We start from the raw sequence: 18,633 nt of genomic DNA, 5'->3' as shown, positions 1-18,633 counted from the left end.
TCGGAGTCTATGAGATAATCATGCAACGTAATTCAGAGCTGCAGAAATGTCCTCCTTTTGTACCTGGTAATCACTAACAAGCTCGTCCACAGTTGCTCCCTCTGAGAGTTTCTTCAAGATTAATTCCACTGATATTCTTGTGCCCTTTATTACTGGCTTTCCCAAAAGTATCTTATAGTCTGATATGATGCGATCTTGATAATGCATAGTCAAAAATACTTCTTTCTGTTCAATATGGCAATGCTTCCAATATCCTGTAGCAACTTAGCGAACAAAAAAGAAACTGCTTGCCAATAAACCCATAAAGAGCCTGATGGAACGACCTTGCTCCCAAATCAAAAAAGCACTAAAGCCGGAAGTGGTGCAGGGTACGATATTTCCTGAGGGGAGGAATTTTAGGTGATGGAAAAAGAATAAGGCTCATAATTCTTCTATGGAAGTGACACTTCAACTAGTCAGTAAACTTATCCTGTGATACTTCAGTCTGACACAATAATTGAAGCAAGAAGAACCGATCTGATCAATTTTTGCTATTTTTACACTATGCGACACTTTATAGAAATAAACGATTCTTTACCCGGTGCAAGGCAACTTTTAGAACTCATAAAGACCCTCAAAATTGAGGGGATTTCCTTTATTGACCTGGAAGAACAGGAAGACAGAGTGTTGCTTTCGATGATGGAAGAAGACAAGCAAAGTGGACTTGCAGACAAAACCAAAGTTCTTAATAAACTTGGGTTGGAGTGAATCTGGAGTTTAGCAAATCATTTGAAAAGCAGCTTAAAGGAATTCCTGACAATATATCAAAAGAAGGAGTTGCTGGTGCCATCAAAGAAATAATTGAAGCAAAGACTGTCAGCCAGATACCCAGCGCTAAAAAAATGAAGGGGCATAAAAGCGCTTATAGGATCAGAATAGGTGATTATAGGCTAGGGTTTTATATTGACAAGGGAGTAGCTCTGATAACAACACTGGCTCATCGAAAGGATATCTACAAAAAGTTTCCATAAAGTGATTTAAAAGCTTTAAAGACATTTAACCTGCTACCTGGACGTTCCAGATTTGCAACCCTGAACCTCTACCCCAGGATCTGTGATCCAGCAAAAAATGTGCTGCTTAGTCAACGGAAATTGAACGCACCAAGGTCAACCCCTTGCCCTCAGTTGCCTCTGCTCAGCGTCAGAGCATAAAAGTTTTTCTTACCTACACCAGCGCTACCCCTTCCTCCAATGCCTTTTCATACACCTCGTCGTTGAAGGTGTAGAAGGTGGGGGAGGGATATTCACCGATGTTCAGTTTTCGCCGGTCTTTTTGATCGGGTTTATTGCCTGGCCCGGGGATATTGTGTCGGCCTCTGTCCCACTGCCAAATCTCAGGGCACTGTTTAACTGCCGACAATTAGATCACTTACAGATATTCCGGTTTGTTTCTCGCAATAGGCCCAAATCAAATTTTCATTTTCTGTGGTGAAGTATTTGTCAGCAACTGTTGCCTGCCTTCTGTTGACGAAGTATCGGCCGGAAATACCTTTCACTTCATTAGAAGAGGCCAGAAAAACCAGGGTGTCCGCACCTTGTTCAGTTGTTTTGAAAAAAGGCCTTGCCAGTTTGCTGGCTAAATTTAGAAAGCCTCCTAAGTTACTATCTACTCCGAAATTTGTTGCTACAGCTCCAGGGTGCAATGTGTTGACTGTGACATTACTTATGCCGTACTTCTTCAGCATGCCTGCTAAACGCTGAGTTACCCAAATAAGAAATAGTTTTGCATTTCCATAGGCCCTGAGTGGGTCATATCCGTTTTCTAATTGCAAATCACCGAAATTTGGTTTGGCATTGAGCTTATGTGAGTTAGAAGACACATTAATTACACGACCGTCAGGGCTCTTTTTTAATAAATCCAGTAATAGGCCGGTCAGCAGAAAGGGGGCAAGTAGGTTGACAGCCAACGTGGTTTCCAATCCCTCAACGGTAGTCTCTCTTTTTTTATTCATGACACCTCCTGCGTTATTGATCAACACGTCAAGGCGGTCGTACTTTTGCTTCAAGGTTGCCGCCATTTTTCGCACTTCTCCCAAAAGAAATAGGTTTGCAACAACTGTGTCTATTTTGTTATTTCCGGTCGCCATTCGTATCTCATCCCCGACTCGTTGAGTCTTTTCTTCACTCCGTCCGTGTATTATGACTACAAATCCCTGTTTTGCAAGAGACATGGCCGCAGCCTTACCAATGCCACTGGTGGCTCCTGTAATTAGAGCAATTCGTTCTTTCATTTCTTTTTAGGCAAAACTATGTCTTATTTGATATACTTTTAATACCAGTAACCTAAAGGATATCAACTATGGATATTGAAGACCTGGCAACAGATGAGAAAATAAAATATGTGCAGGATACGCTATTCGTCGTTAGCGGCAAGTGGAAGCTTCCTATATTAATCGCCATAAGTCAGGGGAGTGAACGTTTTAGAGATATACAACGAAGTGTCCCTCCTATTACCACAAGAGTACTTTCCAAAGAACTGAAAGACCTTGAGCAAAACAAGCTAGTGAGAAGAACCGTATATGATACCTCTCCAGTAGTTGTAGAATACACAGTGTCTCCTTACTGCAAAAGTTTGAAACCGCTGGTTGACGAAATGATAAAATGGGGAGTGAACCACAGAAAGAAAGTTACAGAGAGTTAATTGCAATATGCTGACGAAACTTTCACCTCAACCATGGTCAACGTTTTAAAGCAGGCCGATGTCCTCTATTTTTTTCCTGATCATTGTTTGCTCAGCCACTGAGTTCGTAAGTGAAATGGCCTTCTCGTAATACTGTATTGCCCTTCCGTTGTCCAACTCGGTATAGAGGTTGCCCAGTAGTGAGAAATAAAAATGATCATTGACGAGTTTCAACTTTTCTGCCTCAGTTATTGCTGCCTCTTTTCCACTGGTTTTTGATACGACGTATGCCCTGTTCAATGCCGCCACTGGTGAGTGCTCAAGCGCAAGCAGGCTATCGTAGAGCTCAAGAATACTCTGCCATTTTTCCGTCGTGTCCTCCTTTTGCGTATGCCAATAAGCTATCCCTGCTTCAAGGTGATACTTCGATAGGTTGGTGCCGGCAGCTGAGTTGTTCAGAAAATATTTACCCCGCTGAATAAGTTCCTGGTTCCAAAGCGATTCGTTTTGTTCATGGTACAGAATTGCCTCGCCCTTGTCATTGATTCTTGCATCAAAGCGTGAGGCATGAAAGCACATCAGCGACATAAGCGCATTTACTTTAGGGTTGTTAGTGGTAGCATTTTGAATCAGCAGGTAAGTCAGCCGCATGGCTTCTATGCAAAACTCTTTGCGAAGCGTAGTATTTTGAGACACAGAGTAATAGCCCTCTGAAAACAGCAGGTAGAGTGTAGTTAATACAGTATCAAGCCTGCTGCCAATTTCTTTGGTTGATGGTTGGGCTATCCTGACGTTGGTCTCTCTCAGTTTGTCCTTGGCTCTGTTAATCCGCTTATAAATCACCTCTTTGTTAGTGAGAAAAGCATCGGCGATTTCCTGAGCACCAAAACCGCAGAGCAGGTTGAGTGCCAGAGCGATTTGCGCCTCGCTGGGATTTACGGGATCACACACAGCAAAGATCATTGCGAGCTGACTGTCTGAAATATTTTTAACCGAAAGATCTACCTCAATTTCATGACCTGTGGCGCCTTCTCTTTGCAGCTCGGGTGACAGTTTTTGTTGGAAAAGGGTATGTCGCTTGAGATGATTTTTAGTCTTGTTTTTTGCAACTGTATAAAGCCAGGCCGTGGGATTGTTTGGCAACCCGTGATGACTCCAGTTTTCGGTGGCCGAGAGAAAAGTGTCGCTAACAATATCCTCTGCAGTTTCCACATGCTGAATACCAAACAAACTGCAAAGGACGGACACAAGCTTCTGATACTCCGTACGAAATAGATGTGGTAAAAGCTCTTTGTGCTCCATAACAGACTTTAGATGCGAAACATCAGGGTCAAAATAAGGTAAAGGCAAGAAGACCTGACGGGCCTCTTGCCCTTTTTAGCTTACTATTGATCTCCGGAAGAAGCAGCTTTACGAATTTCCACGTTACCGCCCAAATCAAGGATCGGACATTCAGATGCAATGGTTGCCGCATCATCATAATTAGCGGCATTCACAAAGATCATTCCCCCAATCAATTCTTTAATTTCAGCGTATGGGCCGCTAATGACCTGGCTGTTTCTCTTGACAATTTTGCCTTCCCTGTCCCACCGTTGCAGGGGACGAGAAAGTTTGTTTTGTGCTGTAAGATTTGCAAACCAACTCTGCCATTTGCTGAGGTGGATTTGCATTTCATCAGGTGCCGGCTGCGCCTCTTTAGAGGTGAAGTCTCGTCGGAAGATCAATACAAACTCGTCCATTCTGTTTTTCCTTTAAAGTTAGTGACTTAGCCAAACTGACCAACCGTGTAAGAACCTGGCTCCATAGGATGAAATGCGAGGTTCAGTCGATTCCATGTGCTGATATTGCTCACGGCTAAAGTTAAGTCTATCAACTCTTCATCCGAAAAAATCTCTTTCACTCTTGCAAAAACCTCCTTCGGCACCTGGTTGCTATTAACAGCTTCGGCCCAGGCCAGTGCTGCTCGTTCCCTATCGGTGTAGAATGGAGTCTCTCTCCAGGCGCTTACAGCATAAAGGCGCTGCTCTGTCTCTCCATGGGCACGGGCATCTTTGGCGTGCATGTCGAGGCAATAGGCACACCCGTTAATTTGCGAAATACGGTAATCGATCAGCTCCAAAAGACCTTTTTCGATAGTTGAGCTTTTAAGGTAAGCTCCCATAGCAAAAATGGGCTTCATGCCATTCATGCCTTTCTTGAATAAATCAACTCTTTGTTCCATGATGTTTAATGTTTTTTATTGTTTGGCTTAATGACAAGCGGAGTTTCGAATCTGGACAAAATTGAGTCACTTTCTTTCTGGCTTTTTATGAAAGAGTTCTCAGAGGATTTTAAGCCGTTTGCAGCCTGGTCATCTTGCTGCTTTATTTCTTTTTCGTAGCTGCTGTATCCTTCTTCTGAAGGCTGAGAATAATCCGTTGAGTGTGAGTAATTCATCATGTTTATTTCTTTTGATTTCTATCTGTGATACAATGGTGTCGACAGAGCCCAACAGAAGCTCAGGTTCAGCAGAATTCAGTAATATGGTAGATTTAATTCTCCACCAGATACGTCTGTCGGCTCTTGAGCAAATTATCGGTGACGTTTATGCTTTCCCCTCGCTTTTCTGGCTTAATAATCATTCTTAAAGGTTGGTCACGGGTTAGATATGCCATTCCCCAGCCATACATAGTTTTGATTATGTTATTATAGTTGACCAGGGATAGCAGGTGTATAAAAAGCCAACTCAGTAAGCCGAGTATGCCTCCGATATGAACCTTGTGCTTGAAAAGATCTACAAGAGCAAACTTACGACCGATAATGGCCATCTCCCCACGATCAAAATAGTCAAATGGGGCCATAGGTTTGCCCTTCGCCATCAGCACCAGATTACTTGCAAGCCTCTTTCCCTGCTGAATAGCTGGCTGTGCTAGTTGTGGATGACCGTCTGGATAATTTAGATCACCATGTTGAATGCTGATGTCGCCAATAGCATAAATATTGTGATATCCTTTAACCCTATTAAATGAATCGGTAACCATTCTGTTGCCATGCCCAAGGCTTGATTTTGTTATCCCCTCGAATGTATTGGCAACTACGCCCGCCGCCCAAATCAAAGTGCCTGCGGCAATAGTTTGGCCATTTGATAGCTGAACTCTCCCGTTTTCAAATTGTGTTACAAGAGTGTTGAGCTTTACATTGACTCCAATACCTTCAAGTATCCGGAGTGCTTCCTTGTGGGTTTTGGTGCTCATTGGAGCCAATAAGGAATCTGCCCCGTCAACCAGATAAATTTCAATCGACTCATCCTTTATTTCTGAGTACTCCTGCAACAGCAACGATGATTTCATCTCGGCAAGCATCCCGGCAACTTCTACTCCTGTGGGCCCTCCGCCAGCTATCACCAGAGTGAGCAGCTTTCTTTTTTCAATCGGATCTTTTTCAGATGCAGCTAGTTCCAACACTTTTATCAACTGGTTACGCATAAAAAGAGCCTCACCTATTCCATTTAGAGTAATGGCATTCTTCATCACACTTTCGTTGCCGAAAAAATTAGGTTGGGCTCCGGCAGCAAAAACTAATACATCGTAGCTCAGTTCTTGACCCCCTGTTAAGTACACTTTGTTTAGCGCCGGATCCACCGTTTCTACTTCCCCCAGCCGAAACGAAATTTCATAACCTTTGAATAGTTTCCTGAATGGATAGCTTATGCTTGCCGGTTCAAGAAATCCGGTGGCTACCTGATACAGAAGTGGAGTGAAATAGTTGTAATTATTTTTGTCTACCAAAGTGATATGAAAGTCTGGACTTTTCTCCAGTCGTGTAATAAAGTTCAGTCCGGCAAACCCCCCACCAATCACTACAACTTGTTTTTTGCTATTTGTTTTTAATTCCATTTTATTTAGCCTGTGGCCATATTGTATTACTTTTTTCGGAGCACCTTTTAGGCATGTCTTTCGTATAAACGAGTCGGCATTCTGGCGAAATTCCCGGGTAAGTCACTGACTTTTCTACTAGCCAATGGAGGGATGAAGTTGCCTCTTAAATTCAAGGCCATTTTCCTCAATCTGAGCTTTCAAACCATACTCTTTCGCCAGAGATTTCAGTGTCAGCAGGTATTTTCTGCCTTCTCTTTTATTGTGTCGATATATCTCCACTTCATACTCAAATTGTGGCACTTCAGCCAGTTTTTGATAAACACCGGGGAAGTTTCTCTGTACCTCCAGAAGGTAGGTCAGCGTCTTCTGATATTGTTTTTTAGCCGGACCTAAGTCCTTTGATCCTTGAAAGTTCATAGTAGTTTTGGTTTTGCCCTTAGGCGTTTTAAAAAAGCCTCCGCCCTGCTCACGGCATTTTTACTTATTGCAGGTATTGTCAAAGCGGAGGCTACTGATTTTGGAGTCACACAATTAATGAACAACAGGCTTTTGCTGTGTGGCCATCCACTTTTCAAAGTTGATAGCACCAAGTCGTGCGTTTTTTCCGGGCATGAGCATCATGTCTGTTAATTTGGCACCGAAGTACAAAGCCTTAGGATCAGACACAACGGTTCGGCTGTCGTTAGTGGCGCTCAGGTACTTGTCGACCAGCTCAGAAAGGCGTATTTGATCCGGCCCGGCAATTTCGGTGATCCCATTGACCGGCTCTCCCAATGTGGCATCGGCCATGGCTGCTGCTACGTCGTCGGATGCAATGGGCTGCACATAAGCCGGCGATAAGTGAACTTGGTTGCCTTGAGTACCAGCATTGGTTATGCCGCCAAGAAACTCAAAAAACTGAGTAGAGTGGACAATTGTATATGGCATGCCAGATTCCTTAATCAGTTTCTCTTGAGCTATTTTGCCTCTGAAATAACCGCTTTCGGAAAGCCTGCTGGTTCCAACTACCGACAAAGCTACGTGGTGCTTTACTCCAGCTGCCTTTTCAGCCGCTAGTAAGTTTCGGCCTGATGTTTCGAAAAACTCCAGTACCGCCTTGTCCTCAAATGATGGAGAGTTTGCGACATCCACAACGACCTCTACTCCTGCCACTGCCTCTTTCAAACCCTCACCTGTGATTGTATTGACTCCTGTGTCCGGCGATCCGACAATCACTTCGTGCCCAAGTTGGCGAAGCTTGCTTACCAGCTTTGATCCAATCAATCCGGTACCGCCTATTACTAAAATTTTCATATCAATTAATATTTAGTGGTTTAGAAAAATTTGTTCTTGAAGGGTTAGTTGCCTTGTCGTACCTCTACATTTCCGCCCAACTCAAAAATTGGGCAGTCCTGCGCTATTTTTACAGCATCTTGGTAGGTATCGGCTTTTATAATCAGATAGCCCCCAATTGACTCGGCATCTTTGACATAGGGGCCTTCCGCAGCTTTGCCCGTTGCACTTAGCAGTTGTCCCTTTAAGTCGAGACGTTGTACAGGCTTGGCGAGTACTTCTTTGCTGGCCAATTCACCATACCATTTTTGCCAATGCTTAATGTGCTCCTGCAACTGCTCTGGTGTGGGTTGAACATCACTTGTTTGGTAATCTCTGCGAAAAAGTAAAAGGAATTCGTTCATGATTTTTGTTTTTAGATTGCTATTAATAATTGTGAAGATTTCTTCTCTTGACCCTGGCACTCATGTGGCCATTCTTATTTCAATACTTCCGCCAAACTCAAGCACTGGGCAAGTCGATGCAACGCATAAAGCTTCCTGGTAATCGCTAGCCTTGATAATTATCAGGCCGACAATCGGTTCATTTGCTGCTGAATATGGCCCGGTAACAACATGGTTTCCCGCTTGTACCACCTTGCCTTTTGGCTCCCAATGCTGCACAGGTCTGGCCAGTCTATCGTCGGCAGCGAGGCTTCGAAACCAGTCCTGCCAGTGGTTGAGGTGAGACTGTATTTCGTCAGGTGCGGTATGCTTTTCAATTGCCTTACAGTCCAATCGAAATATTAGTACAAACTCTTTCATCTTTTTATATCTGATCTATGTCACGCTTTAGCACTGTCCTCAATTCCAAACTGAGAGATGGTCTGACATCCTTATCGAATCATCAATAAATTCACTCCCTTCATAAGTCTCGTCTTGGTACACAGAGGTAATAACAGTAGGTACCTGGTCTTGACCAGTCCTATCGGCCGAGTTCAGTTCATAATTGCTGGAGGTAGCTAGATCTTTCATATTCATTTAATTTTTGTTTTGAAACTTGGTAACGTACCAGTCCAGTTGACAAGGGGCATGCCAATGACGTAATTATCTGATTATCTTATAATTACGAACAAGAAAGTAAATGAAAACTCACTCTATTTCGTCAATTGACGGAACTACTGGCGATATATCGTCAGTTTGGTTGTCACCAAATGATGGAGCAAGTTTCTTCTAAATCAGAAGAGCGGATGAGGTATTAGATAAAAGGAGAAGAGAACGGAACGAAGTGAGGCATAATGAGGTCATCCTGTTCTGGCATGCCTGGCTTATAAATAATCTCGCTTGTTGATTCCCAGTTTTTTAAACTTAGAATGCAATGTGGTGGCAGGCATGGCTAAGATTTCCGCAGCTCCCCCACTCCCTGATATTTTTCCGCTGCAGCGTTTCATAACTCCAATAATGTAATCCCGTTCTACTTCTTCCAGAGTCTTGTCAGAGTAGGCGCCTAATTCAATTTTGGCATCGGGCGAAGTTTGGGGAATATGGACTTCTTTCAACACCTCTTCGCTGGCCAGGAGGATGCTGCGTTCTATCAAGTGTTCAAGCTCTCTAACATTGCCAGGCCAGGAATAGCTTCTTAGCGCCTGCATCACCCTGGGGGCTACCGATCTGATTTTCTTGCCCGTGTTTTTACTAAATCGAGCCACAAAGTAATTTGTTAGGGGTTCGATGTCATCCAAACGATCTCTCAATGGAGGGAGGCTGATTGGAAACACATTCAATCGGTAGTAAAGGTCCGACCTAAAGTTGCCTGCCTTCACCTCCTCGGCCAGGTCACGGTTAGTGGCGGCAATAATCCGAACATCTACTTTGATTGTTGTTGCGCCACCCACTATTTCTATTTCACGCTCCTGTATGGCCCGCAGCAACTTCACCTGAAGCTCCAGCGGCATCTCTCCAATCTCATCCAGGAACAGAGTACTGTTGTGGGCGAGTTCAAATTTTCCAGCCCTCCGTTCAGTGGCACCAGTAAACGCCCCCTTTTCATGCCCAAAAAGCTCACTTTCTATCAAATTGGCGGGTAAGGCGGCACAATTGATTTTAATCATCAATTTATCCTTTCTAGGTGAGGCATTGTGGATGGCCCTGGCAATTAGCTCCTTCCCCGTGCCCGTTTCACCCAGCAACAATACTGTTGAGTTAGACTCTGCGACCAGAGACATCAGGTGATAAACCTTTTGCATCGCTTCTCCCTGACCAATGATTTCAGAAAAATTATAAATGGTCTTTATCTGTTCTTTCAGCTGATCATTTTCGACCTCAAGCATTTGCTTATACCCCAGCAATTCTTTGTGGGATAGAATATTGTCGATGGCAATGGATACCTGAGCGCAAATACCCTTGAGCAGGCGTTGGCTTATATCATCTCCCAACAACCATAGTGTGCCCAAATCCTTGTTGCCGACTCTTAGGGGAGCGCCATAGGTGTTTTTGTAACCAACCTTTTTCCAATGCAAAACATATGGCTGATCGGGCCTTTCAGCCAACTCCTTTTCAACATTGAACACTACAGGATCCTGGCTTGAAAGCACTCTGGCGGTAAACTCCTCTTCGAGTGTTATTCTGTTGTCAGCCAGCTCCTCAAACTCCTTTATTACGTTGGCGAAAATACTTTTATCATACATGAAGGGTGAAAGGTGAATGCCATCCTCATCGATCAGCCTAATCATGGCCAATCTGGTGTTCAACATGTTTTTAAGTACACTGTGAATGGCTACCTCGAGTTCCGACTTGGTTCTGACACTTGCAATGTCGCTACTAAAGCCAAGCAGAAATGATTGCTCCGTACTTTTGAGGAGAATCTCGTCGTTGGCAAATATGTTAGCCATGGCGATAGAAATCTGAGCAGCAATGCCCTGCAGCAGGGCAATGTTGATATCTTCTATGGCAAGCCAAAAAATCCCAATCTTTTTCGAGCCCGTTTGCAAGGTGATTCCCACCATTTGCTGAAAGCCCATTTTTTTCCAGAAGTCGAGGTATTTGATTTTCCTTCCTTTGGCTATTTCCGAATTTACATTAAAAAAAAGTGGGATGGGGCTATCAAGTACTCTGTTCTGCATGCCGTCTTCAATTGGAAATTTCGATGCTTTTATGGCTATCAAATCTGGGTCATTTTCCAAAGCTGAGCCCCCATCATGGATATACGTACTCGTGGTACTCATATCATTATTAATAGCCCTTACAGCGTATCCCTTAATTGCGCTCACCTTGCTGAGCGCCTGACGCACCGCCACTACAAGGTCGTCTTTGCTCCTAACAGCCGCTATTGCATGACTAAAATCCAGCAAGAACGACTTCTCGCTTTCCTTATTGATTATTTCCTCGTTGGCAAGGATGTTGGATGCCGCTGTTGATAACTGGCTTGAGACACGCTCGACGATGCTGACTGACGTATCGTCGAAACCGTTCAACTTGTCTGAAAATAAGATCAAGCTGTGGCGTTGTGCATCTTCGCCGGGAAGGGCCTTAATCAACATTTCCCTGGCTCCGGCTGTGTAGTTTAACTTAAGCCACAATGGTGCGGAGTCCATGTCAATTTGCTTCAGACTCAGCACCACTGGTTTTCCTGCACGCATCGCTTCATCATAGATACCATCCTCCACCGGATAAGGTTTAGAAATCGCCTCAATGTATTTAGCAAATGCTTTTGGTTTCGATTCAGGGTCTGTTAAGAAAGCCATATAGGTCTCCCCCGACTTGTCCAAAACCGTCATCATGCTGTGGCTAAAGTCGATAAGTTGCTTAAGACCTACATTGATCACTTGCAACAAATCCTTTCTGTTCCTCACCGAAACGATATCGTTACTTAATGTGAGAAGCACCTGATTGACAAGGTCGCTGCGTTTGATTTCCTCGTTTTTGATGATATTAGAAACAGCTGCTGAAATCTGCGGTGCTACTCCCTCTATTATTCTTTTGAACTCCCCGGTGAAACTAACTGTGTCGTCAGAGTATAAATGAAGAAAGCCAATAACCTGGCCTTTGCTTCTAAGCGGGGTCATTAAAATTTCCCGAATGCCTCTTTCATAGTTGATCTTCAAAAAAACAGGACTCCCCGGAACATCCATAATATCTTCCATTAAAAAGGAAATAGGTCCCTCAGATGCCATGACAGCCTTTATGAATGGCTCGTCAAGTGGGAAATGGTCAACTATTAAAGACGGATAGGTTGGATGGTCTCTGATGGGAGAGACTTCACTATTAAGAAGAAAGGGCGTGTAGGTTCCACGCTCAGGCTCAACCAGTGTGACAATCGTGTGGGTAAAATGGAAAAGCCCCTTTATCCCGGAGGAAAACAAAGTAATTAAATCATTCTTCTCCCGAACTTTGGTAAGATCGTTGCCGATATCGAGCAGGATTTTTCTTTCTCTTTCAAAAGAGGCTCCCTGTGTGCCGGGCACTTTCTCATTGCCAGGCTGATCCGCTGGAGACAGTTTCGTAATTTTTTGGCCTTTCAATGTTTTCGATGGTTCCATTTTATGACAACTTGGGATCAGCGAGCTTCCTGACGTAATGAAATTACAGCGAATTTTGGAATAAACCATCCGGATTGGCATGCTACCGTCATCAACCTCTGGCTACTCGTTTTTTTACTAGGAAGAATGCGGCCGAAACTCGCCATAAATCGTAGTAACTGATCGTTTATCATCTCGATAAGCGCTTAAAATCGCTACCTATAACAATCCAAAAACGAGATCTGGACATAGTTTTTGATATAATTTTTATTTCATTGACTATTGAGATTTGGCATTTAAATTTGCTCACTATCAACACTTTAAAGGCTTTTTCCCATGAAATGGATCACCTTACTTTTGACCAGCTCAGTCGGCAAAAAGGTAGTCATGGCCCTTACCGGACTATTTCTGATTAGCTTTTTGGTCGTTCACTGCGCCATCAATGCTTTGATTTTTGTCGACGATGGCGGAGTTGTCTTTTCTCACTGGGCTCACTTTATGGGCACCAACCCCGTTATCCGGACGATTGAAATAGTGTTGGTAGCCGGTTTTCTCATACACATACTTCAGGGCCTCCTATTATGGAAGCAGAATCGTAACTCAAGACCAGTCCGGTATGGCTACTCAAGCCCAGAAAAAGGAAGTAAATGGTACAGTCGAAGCATGACCTTGTTTGGCACATTAATTCTCCTGTTTCTCGTCATTCACACTTCCAACTTTTGGATACCAAACAGAACAAATCAATTTCGGTTTGGAGAAGAATTAAACCTTTATCAAATGATAATGGACACATTCCAGAACCCGTGGGAAGTACTTATCTATCTCTTCGGTTGCATTTCACTGTTTTGGCATTTATTGCACGGCTTTAATAGCGCCTTCCAGTCGCTGGGAATCAATCATATCAAATACAATAAATTGATCCACTTAAGCGGTTTTACATTTTCTGTTATTGTTTCGGTGATCTTTGCCGCTATGCCAATATCAGTTTACTTCCATCTTATTGGATAGGATTGTAAAAAATAAAGGCTGATGGTAAATAATTCCCTCCTCCGGTAATGAAGAGCGCTGTGAGTAATCGTTGATCATTGCGTGTTCCGCCTCTCCACGTACGAAAGCGAGAAAAATACTATTCTGCTACCTAAACCAACACCACACCTTCCTCCAGTGCCTTTTCGTACACCTCGTCGTTGAAAGTGTAAAACGTGGGTGAGCGGTGGGCGCCGATCTTTAGCTTCTCATCGGTCTTTTTGATCAGGCCTATAGAAATAAGTTTGTTAGGGAAGTTGGACGCATTGAGGGTTTTGCCAGACATCACCTCATAAAAAAGCCTGATCTCTTTCAGGGTGAATTTCTGAGGCAAAAGGTTTTTTCCAATAGGGAAATGATACAGATGGATCCGCATGTTGAAGAGCGCCTCCCGCACAATCTCATTGTGGTCGAAAGCCATGCGGGGCAACTCGTCGATAGAAAACCACTGGCTTTCACTTGAAAATATATCTGCTTTGGGCTGGGCATGCACGATGTCGGTAATGGCATAAAATCCAATAGTGACAGCCTGCCCTGCCAGCCAGCTGTCTTCAGTTACCCTGACGCCCGTCATTTCATAAAGCATCTCAGGGTCGAAACCGTCCATCCTATTTCTATCAGGGTCTCCGAACACCTTGAACTGCTTCAGAAAAAGGTTTTCGATGCCTGTTCTTTCTGCTGTTACCCTTGCAGCCGCTTCATCCAGGTTTTCCGTATGCTTCACATAGCCGCCGGGCAGACTCCATTGTGACAACAGCTTGTTTTTAAGCAGCAGCACCTGGAGCTTGCCTTCGTGGTAACCAAAAATTGTGCAATCCACCGAGACGTTAGCCCGGTATTCCCGATACCCCTTCTCCAAAAAATGCCTTATTTCCTGCAAGCCGTTCATAGTTTCTAACAGAGCAAAATTTATTTATTAAAATTTAATAAATGTTAATAATAAAGCAGTTACCTTTATTTATTAGATTTTAACAAATGTAACAAAAAAGCCAACCGGTCCTTCACTCCTGTTGGTTTAAATTATTTAGTTTTCATTATGAAAAAACGCTACATCATCCTGCTGACATTGGCAGTGCTTGTCACTGCCGCTTACTTTTACTTTACCCGGGACACACGTGATATCAAGGTGCTGGTTTTCTCTAAGACGGCGGAGTTTCGCCACGAATCCATACCTGCGGGAAAAACAGCCATACTTGAGCTGGCAAAACAGCATGGCTTTTCCGTTGACACTACAGAGAACAGTGATGACTTCAACGAAGCCAACCTTCAGAATTACAACGTAATCGTGTTTCTGCACACCACTGGCGATGTGCTCAACGACGCCCAGCAGCTGGAAATGAACCGCTGGATTCAGGCAGGTGGCGGGTTTGTAGGCGTCCATGCTGCCGCCGACACAGAATATGACTGGCCCTGGTACGGCGAACTGGTGGGTGCTTATTTCAACGGCCACCCCTCCGATCCGAATGTAAGAGATGCCACGGTGCGGGTGGTGGACAAAACCCACTTTTCTACACAACACCTGCCCGAAAGCTGGCCTCGCACCGACGAGTGGTACAACTATAAAGAGATCAAAGCTGACATCAACGTATTGCTCAATCTCGATGAGCTGTCTTATGAAGGCGGCACCAACGGAGAAAACCACCCCATTACCTGGTACCGTGATTTTGACGGAGGCAGGTCGTGGTACACAGGCCTGGGACACACGAATGAAGCATGGAAAGATCAGGACTTCCTGACAATGCTGTGGGGCGGCATCCAATATGCTGCGGGGCCCGGAACACCCGTTGACTATAACAATTCGAGGGTGGCTCCGGAAGAGAACCGGTTCCAGAAAAATGTACTTGCTTTCAATCTGAATGAGCCAATGGAACTCGATATTTTCCCTAATGAAGACATCCTATTTATAGAAAGGAAAGGTGCGATTAAGCTCTTCAAGAAAGGGGCGGACAGTGTGAAGCTTGTCACCACTTTTCCGGTACACAGTGAGCTGGAAGACGGCCTACTGGGATTTGCCATTGATCCTGACTACGCCAGCAACCACTGGATCTACCTGTTCTACTCTCCGGTGGGTGACGAACCGAAGCAGCACCTTTCCCGCTTCACTTTTGAAGGTGACTCTTTGCTCTATGCGTCCGAAAAGGTGCTACTGACCGTGCCCACGCAGCGGCAGGAATGTTGCCACTCGGCCGGCTCTGTAGAATTTGGCCCTGACAGGTTGCTTTATGTGTCGCTTGGAGACAACACCAGCCCTCGTGCCACCGGCTATGGCCCAATTGACGAAGGCGAAGGCCGGTCACCATGGGACGCACAGAAGTCGTCGGCCAACACCAACGATCTGCGTGGAAAAATACTACGCATCAAGCCTGAAGATGATGGAACTTACTCAATTCCCGAAGGCAATCTTTTCACCGATCCAACAAAGGGCAGGCCTGAAATTTATGTAATGGGACTGCGAAACCCATTCAGAATATCAATTGACCCTAAAAATGGCTACCTCTACTGGGGTGACGTGGGGCCCGATGCCGCTAAAGACAGCGCTGGATTTGGCTCCCGGGGTTATGACGAACTCAATCAGGCCAAAAAGGCAGGTAATTTTGGGTGGCCTTATTTTATAGGCAACAACTTCCCCTATAATCACTACGACTACACCAACAACAAGACCGGCCCGCTGTTTGACCCAAAAAAGCCCGTCAATACCTCTCCCAACAATACCGGAGCGAAGGATTTACCGCCTGCTAATCCTCCATTATACTACTATCCCTATGCTGAATCCACCGAGTACCCTTTGGTGGGTGAAGGCGGCAGAAATGCCATGGCAGGCCCCGTCTTTTACAAAGACCGCTACCCCGAATCAGACCAGCGGCTCCCTGAGTACTACGACAAAAAGCTTTTCACCTACGACTGGATGCGTGGCTGGGTAATGGCGGTAACGCTGGATGACAATGGAGACTTTGTGAGAATGGAGCGTTTTCTGCCCAATATGTTGTTCAACAACATGGTCGACCTGGTGATTAGTCCCACGGGTGATTTCTATGCCCTTGAATACGGCACCAACTGGTTCACGCAAAATATGGATGCCAGGTTGATCCACATCACTTACTCATCAGGCAACAGGGTGCCACTTGCGGTCATTGAAGCGAATAAAATGATAGGGAAAACACCTTTTGCCGTCCAATTCAGTGGAGAGGCCTCCAAAGATTTCGATGGAGACGCACTTTCCTACGCCTGGGTCTTTGGTGATGGTGGTTCATCAACAGAGAAAAACCCTGTGTACGAGTATAAAACGCCCGGTGAATACAATGTAAGCTTGACGGTAACGGATCCCTCTGGCGAAGTATCTACCGCTGAAGCTACCGTTTTGGCTGGCAACGACCTGCCGGAAGTAAACCTTGTCTTTAAAGGAAATCAGTCATTTTACTGGAGCAATTCAACCTTTGACTATGAAGTGACCGTGCAGGATTCCGAAGACGGCTCCATCAACCAGGGCATCAACCCCTCGGCTGTTACTTTCACCGCCGATTACCTGGCCAGGGGCTACGATGTAACCGAAATTATGCAAGGGCATCAGGCCAATATGGAAGCATCGGCATTCCTCGTAGGTAAAGCGCTCATGGAAACTTCCGACTGCAAGGCATGCCATTCTCTTACCGAAAAATCAGTGGGCCCTACCTTCACAGCCATTGCAGACAAGTACGCAGGCAACGAAGGTGCGGTGAAAGCCCTGGCCGAAAAAGTCATCAAAGGTGGCGCCGGCGTATGGGGTGACCTGATGATGTCGCCTCACCCACAACTAAGCACCGCCGACACTGAGAAAATGATTGCCTACATCCTGTCGCTGAGCGGAAAACCTGCGAAAGGAGGCCTCCCTTACAAAGGCTCCTATGCCCTCAATAAGCATAAGCCGGCGGAAAAGGAAGGCACTTATATTTTCACTGCCTCCTATACCGACAGGGGCGCCAATGGCATGAAGCCGCTAACTGCTACCAAAGTGCTTTCGCTCTCCTACCCGATCATAAATGGTGACAAGTTCAGCAGCAAAAAGAATGTGATGACGTTCAATGTAACGGCAGGCATGATGCCCGGGATTGAAAACGACATGACCATGACTTTACCCAGCGACGATGGTGTGCTCCAATACAACAACATCGACCTGACCGGAGTGGGTAAGCTGAAGCTGAACCTGGTGGTTGCCCCCACCTATTTCTCCGGCGGCTCAATGAACGTGATGATTGATGGCGTTGATGGCCAAAAGATAGGAGCAGGAACGTTTGAAACAGGCCTGACTGATCTTGGCTTCAAGGAAATGGTTGTAGATATTGACCCGGTTGACGGCCCACACACGCTCGTTTTCACCTTCAAATGCGCTGATGCCACAAAGATATTTGCCGGTCTGGCCTCCATTGAGTTTATCAAAAAATAAAAGAAAAACCCTGATTTCTTTCCCATGAAAAAGTTTTTAAAAATAGCTCTTTGGTCTTTGCTAGGCATCGTGGTGGTGCTGGTAGGGCTATTGGCCGGGTTCATGTACAAGATCAAGAATGGTTTCCCTGTGTCGTATGAAACTGAAGCCCCAAACCTCACCATTCCGGTAGACCAAACCAGTGTGCTGCTTTTTTCAAAGGCTTCCGGCTTCCGGCACGGAGAATCGATAGAGGCTGGCAAAAAGGTGTTTGCTCAATTGGCCATTAAGAACAACTGGTTTCTTTACGACACAGAGGATGGCGGTGTATTTAATCGTGAGCAGCTAGCCCAGTTTGATGTGGTTATTTTCAACAATTCCACAGGCCGTGTGCTGAACGATGAACAGCAGCAAAATTTGGAAAACTACGTCAACAATGGTGGCAGTCTGATTGGCATCCATGGTGCTGGCGACAATTCGCATCACTGGGATTGGTATACTGACAACCTGATGGGAGCTACCTTCTCTCACCACCCGCTCAACCCTCAGTTGCAGGAAACCACCATGATGCTGGAAGCGGGTGCCGACAGTCTGCTTGCTGCCGGTCTGGCGCACGAGTTTACCCACACCGATGAATGGTATGTGTTTTTCGACAACCCACGAAAGAAGGGTTTCAGTATTCTTTATACCATTGATGGAGACAAAATCCTTCCCAGCGGCAACATGCTTTGGATGACCGACAAAGACTTTGGCATGGGAAAAGACCACCCGGTGGCATGGCACAAACAAATTGGCAATGGCCGAACCTTCTATACCTCCATGGGTCACGATGCCACTGCCTGGCAGCAGGAGGTGTTTGTGAAGATGCTGGCAAATGCTGTTGAGAGATGATGTTGTGAACCCATTGCGACGCAAGCTGCCACAAA

Annotated in this window: 21 protein-coding genes; 6 read left to right on the top strand and 15 right to left on the bottom strand. The window is 45.1% G+C overall.

Annotated elements, in window-relative coordinates:
* Positions 1–18: 18 nt before the first annotated feature.
* Positions 19–207, bottom strand: a complete 189-nt coding sequence (locus RT717_RS06835) for a DUF433 domain-containing protein (RefSeq protein ID WP_317490993.1) — start codon at positions 205–207, stop codon at positions 19–21.
* Between the two features lie 336 nt (positions 208–543).
* On the opposite strand from RT717_RS06835, the gene RT717_RS06830 reads away from it, so the two are divergent.
* Positions 544–747, top strand: coding sequence for a hypothetical protein (locus RT717_RS06830; protein WP_317490992.1), 204 nt, complete (start codon positions 544–546; stop codon positions 745–747).
* Complete coding sequence (locus tag RT717_RS06825) at positions 744–1,010, top strand: type II toxin-antitoxin system RelE family toxin (RefSeq protein ID WP_152000233.1); 267 nt, start codon at positions 744–746, stop codon at positions 1,008–1,010. The genes RT717_RS06830 and RT717_RS06825 overlap by 4 nt, the downstream gene beginning before the upstream one ends.
* 193 nt (positions 1,011–1,203) lie before the next feature.
* Here RT717_RS06825 and RT717_RS06820 read toward each other — a convergent pair whose 3' ends face one another.
* A complete protein-coding gene (locus tag RT717_RS06820; protein ID WP_317490991.1) occupies positions 1,204–1,398 on the bottom strand; it encodes a hypothetical protein in 195 nt (64 codons plus the stop codon).
* Positions 1,385–2,269: an SDR family NAD(P)-dependent oxidoreductase gene (locus tag RT717_RS06815; protein ID WP_317490990.1), complete on the bottom strand. Its 885-nt coding sequence runs from the start codon at positions 2,267–2,269 to the stop codon at positions 1,385–1,387. The genes RT717_RS06820 and RT717_RS06815 overlap by 14 nt, the downstream gene beginning before the upstream one ends.
* A 68-nt stretch (positions 2,270–2,337) precedes the next feature.
* Between RT717_RS06815 and RT717_RS06810 the strand changes: the two genes are divergently transcribed.
* Positions 2,338–2,679 carry a winged helix-turn-helix transcriptional regulator gene (locus RT717_RS06810; RefSeq protein WP_317490989.1) on the top strand — a complete coding sequence of 114 codons (342 nt, stop codon included), beginning with the start codon at positions 2,338–2,340 and terminating at the stop codon, positions 2,677–2,679.
* A 45-nt stretch (positions 2,680–2,724) separates the two neighbouring features.
* Here RT717_RS06810 and RT717_RS06805 read toward each other — a convergent pair whose 3' ends face one another.
* From RT717_RS06805 to RT717_RS06755, 11 genes are all read right to left on the bottom strand, one after another.
* Complete coding sequence (locus RT717_RS06805; protein ID WP_317490988.1) at positions 2,725–3,960, bottom strand: RNA polymerase sigma factor; 1,236 nt, start codon at positions 3,958–3,960, stop codon at positions 2,725–2,727.
* Between the two features lie 83 nt (positions 3,961–4,043).
* Entirely contained in the window at positions 4,044–4,397 is a 354-nt protein-coding gene (locus RT717_RS06800; protein ID WP_317490987.1) for a YciI family protein, read from the bottom strand.
* A 26-nt stretch (positions 4,398–4,423) separates the two neighbouring features.
* Positions 4,424–4,879, bottom strand: a complete 456-nt coding sequence (locus RT717_RS06795) for a carboxymuconolactone decarboxylase family protein (protein WP_317490986.1) — start codon at positions 4,877–4,879, stop codon at positions 4,424–4,426.
* 5 nt (positions 4,880–4,884) lie between these two features.
* Positions 4,885–5,097 carry a hypothetical protein gene (locus tag RT717_RS06790; protein WP_317490985.1) on the bottom strand — a complete coding sequence of 71 codons (213 nt, stop codon included), beginning with the start codon at positions 5,095–5,097 and terminating at the stop codon, positions 4,885–4,887.
* A gap of 92 nt (positions 5,098–5,189) precedes the next feature.
* Complete coding sequence (locus tag RT717_RS06785; protein ID WP_317490984.1) at positions 5,190–6,533, bottom strand: NAD(P)/FAD-dependent oxidoreductase; 1,344 nt, start codon at positions 6,531–6,533, stop codon at positions 5,190–5,192.
* A gap of 117 nt (positions 6,534–6,650) precedes the next feature.
* Entirely contained in the window at positions 6,651–6,932 is a 282-nt protein-coding gene (locus RT717_RS06780) for a hypothetical protein (RefSeq protein ID WP_317490983.1), read from the bottom strand.
* A 114-nt stretch (positions 6,933–7,046) separates the two neighbouring features.
* A complete protein-coding gene (locus RT717_RS06775) occupies positions 7,047–7,808 on the bottom strand; it encodes an SDR family oxidoreductase (protein WP_317490982.1) in 762 nt (253 codons plus the stop codon).
* A gap of 44 nt (positions 7,809–7,852) precedes the next feature.
* Entirely contained in the window at positions 7,853–8,191 is a 339-nt protein-coding gene (locus tag RT717_RS06770) for a YciI family protein (protein ID WP_317490981.1), read from the bottom strand.
* A gap of 60 nt (positions 8,192–8,251) precedes the next feature.
* Positions 8,252–8,590, bottom strand: coding sequence for a YciI family protein (locus tag RT717_RS06765; RefSeq protein ID WP_317490980.1), 339 nt, complete (start codon positions 8,588–8,590; stop codon positions 8,252–8,254).
* A 39-nt stretch (positions 8,591–8,629) separates the two neighbouring features.
* The gene (locus RT717_RS06760; protein ID WP_317490979.1) at positions 8,630–8,800 is read right to left on the bottom strand and encodes a hypothetical protein; all 171 of its coding nucleotides are present in this window, start codon (positions 8,798–8,800) and stop codon (positions 8,630–8,632) included.
* A gap of 293 nt (positions 8,801–9,093) precedes the next feature.
* Entirely contained in the window at positions 9,094–12,303 is a 3,210-nt protein-coding gene (locus RT717_RS06755) for a sigma 54-interacting transcriptional regulator (protein ID WP_317490978.1), read from the bottom strand.
* Positions 12,304–12,618: 315 nt separating this feature from the next.
* Between RT717_RS06755 and RT717_RS06750 the strand changes: the two genes are divergently transcribed.
* The gene (locus RT717_RS06750) at positions 12,619–13,290 is read left to right on the top strand and encodes a succinate dehydrogenase cytochrome b subunit (RefSeq protein WP_317490977.1); all 672 of its coding nucleotides are present in this window, start codon (positions 12,619–12,621) and stop codon (positions 13,288–13,290) included.
* Positions 13,291–13,420: 130 nt separating this feature from the next.
* On the opposite strand, the gene RT717_RS06745 is transcribed toward RT717_RS06750, so the two are convergent.
* Positions 13,421–14,197 (bottom strand): NUDIX hydrolase, encoded by a 777-nt coding sequence (locus RT717_RS06745; RefSeq protein ID WP_317490976.1) that lies wholly within the window; start codon positions 14,195–14,197, stop codon positions 13,421–13,423.
* 147 nt (positions 14,198–14,344) lie between these two features.
* On the opposite strand from RT717_RS06745, the gene RT717_RS06740 reads away from it, so the two are divergent.
* Together RT717_RS06740 and RT717_RS06735 are read left to right on the top strand one after the other, a co-directional pair.
* Entirely contained in the window at positions 14,345–17,728 is a 3,384-nt protein-coding gene (locus RT717_RS06740) for a ThuA domain-containing protein (protein ID WP_317490975.1), read from the top strand.
* Between the two features lie 24 nt (positions 17,729–17,752).
* Positions 17,753–18,598, top strand: a complete 846-nt coding sequence (locus tag RT717_RS06735) for a ThuA domain-containing protein (protein WP_317490974.1) — start codon at positions 17,753–17,755, stop codon at positions 18,596–18,598.
* Positions 18,599–18,633: the final 35 nt, after the last annotated feature.

It is taken from the genome of Imperialibacter roseus (assembly GCF_032999765.1).
In the GTDB taxonomy this organism is placed as follows: Bacteria; Bacteroidota; Bacteroidia; order Cytophagales; family Cyclobacteriaceae; genus Imperialibacter; species Imperialibacter roseus.
Note: the sequence above shows the minus strand (reverse complement) of the source record. Positions and strands in the feature narration are given on the sequence as shown.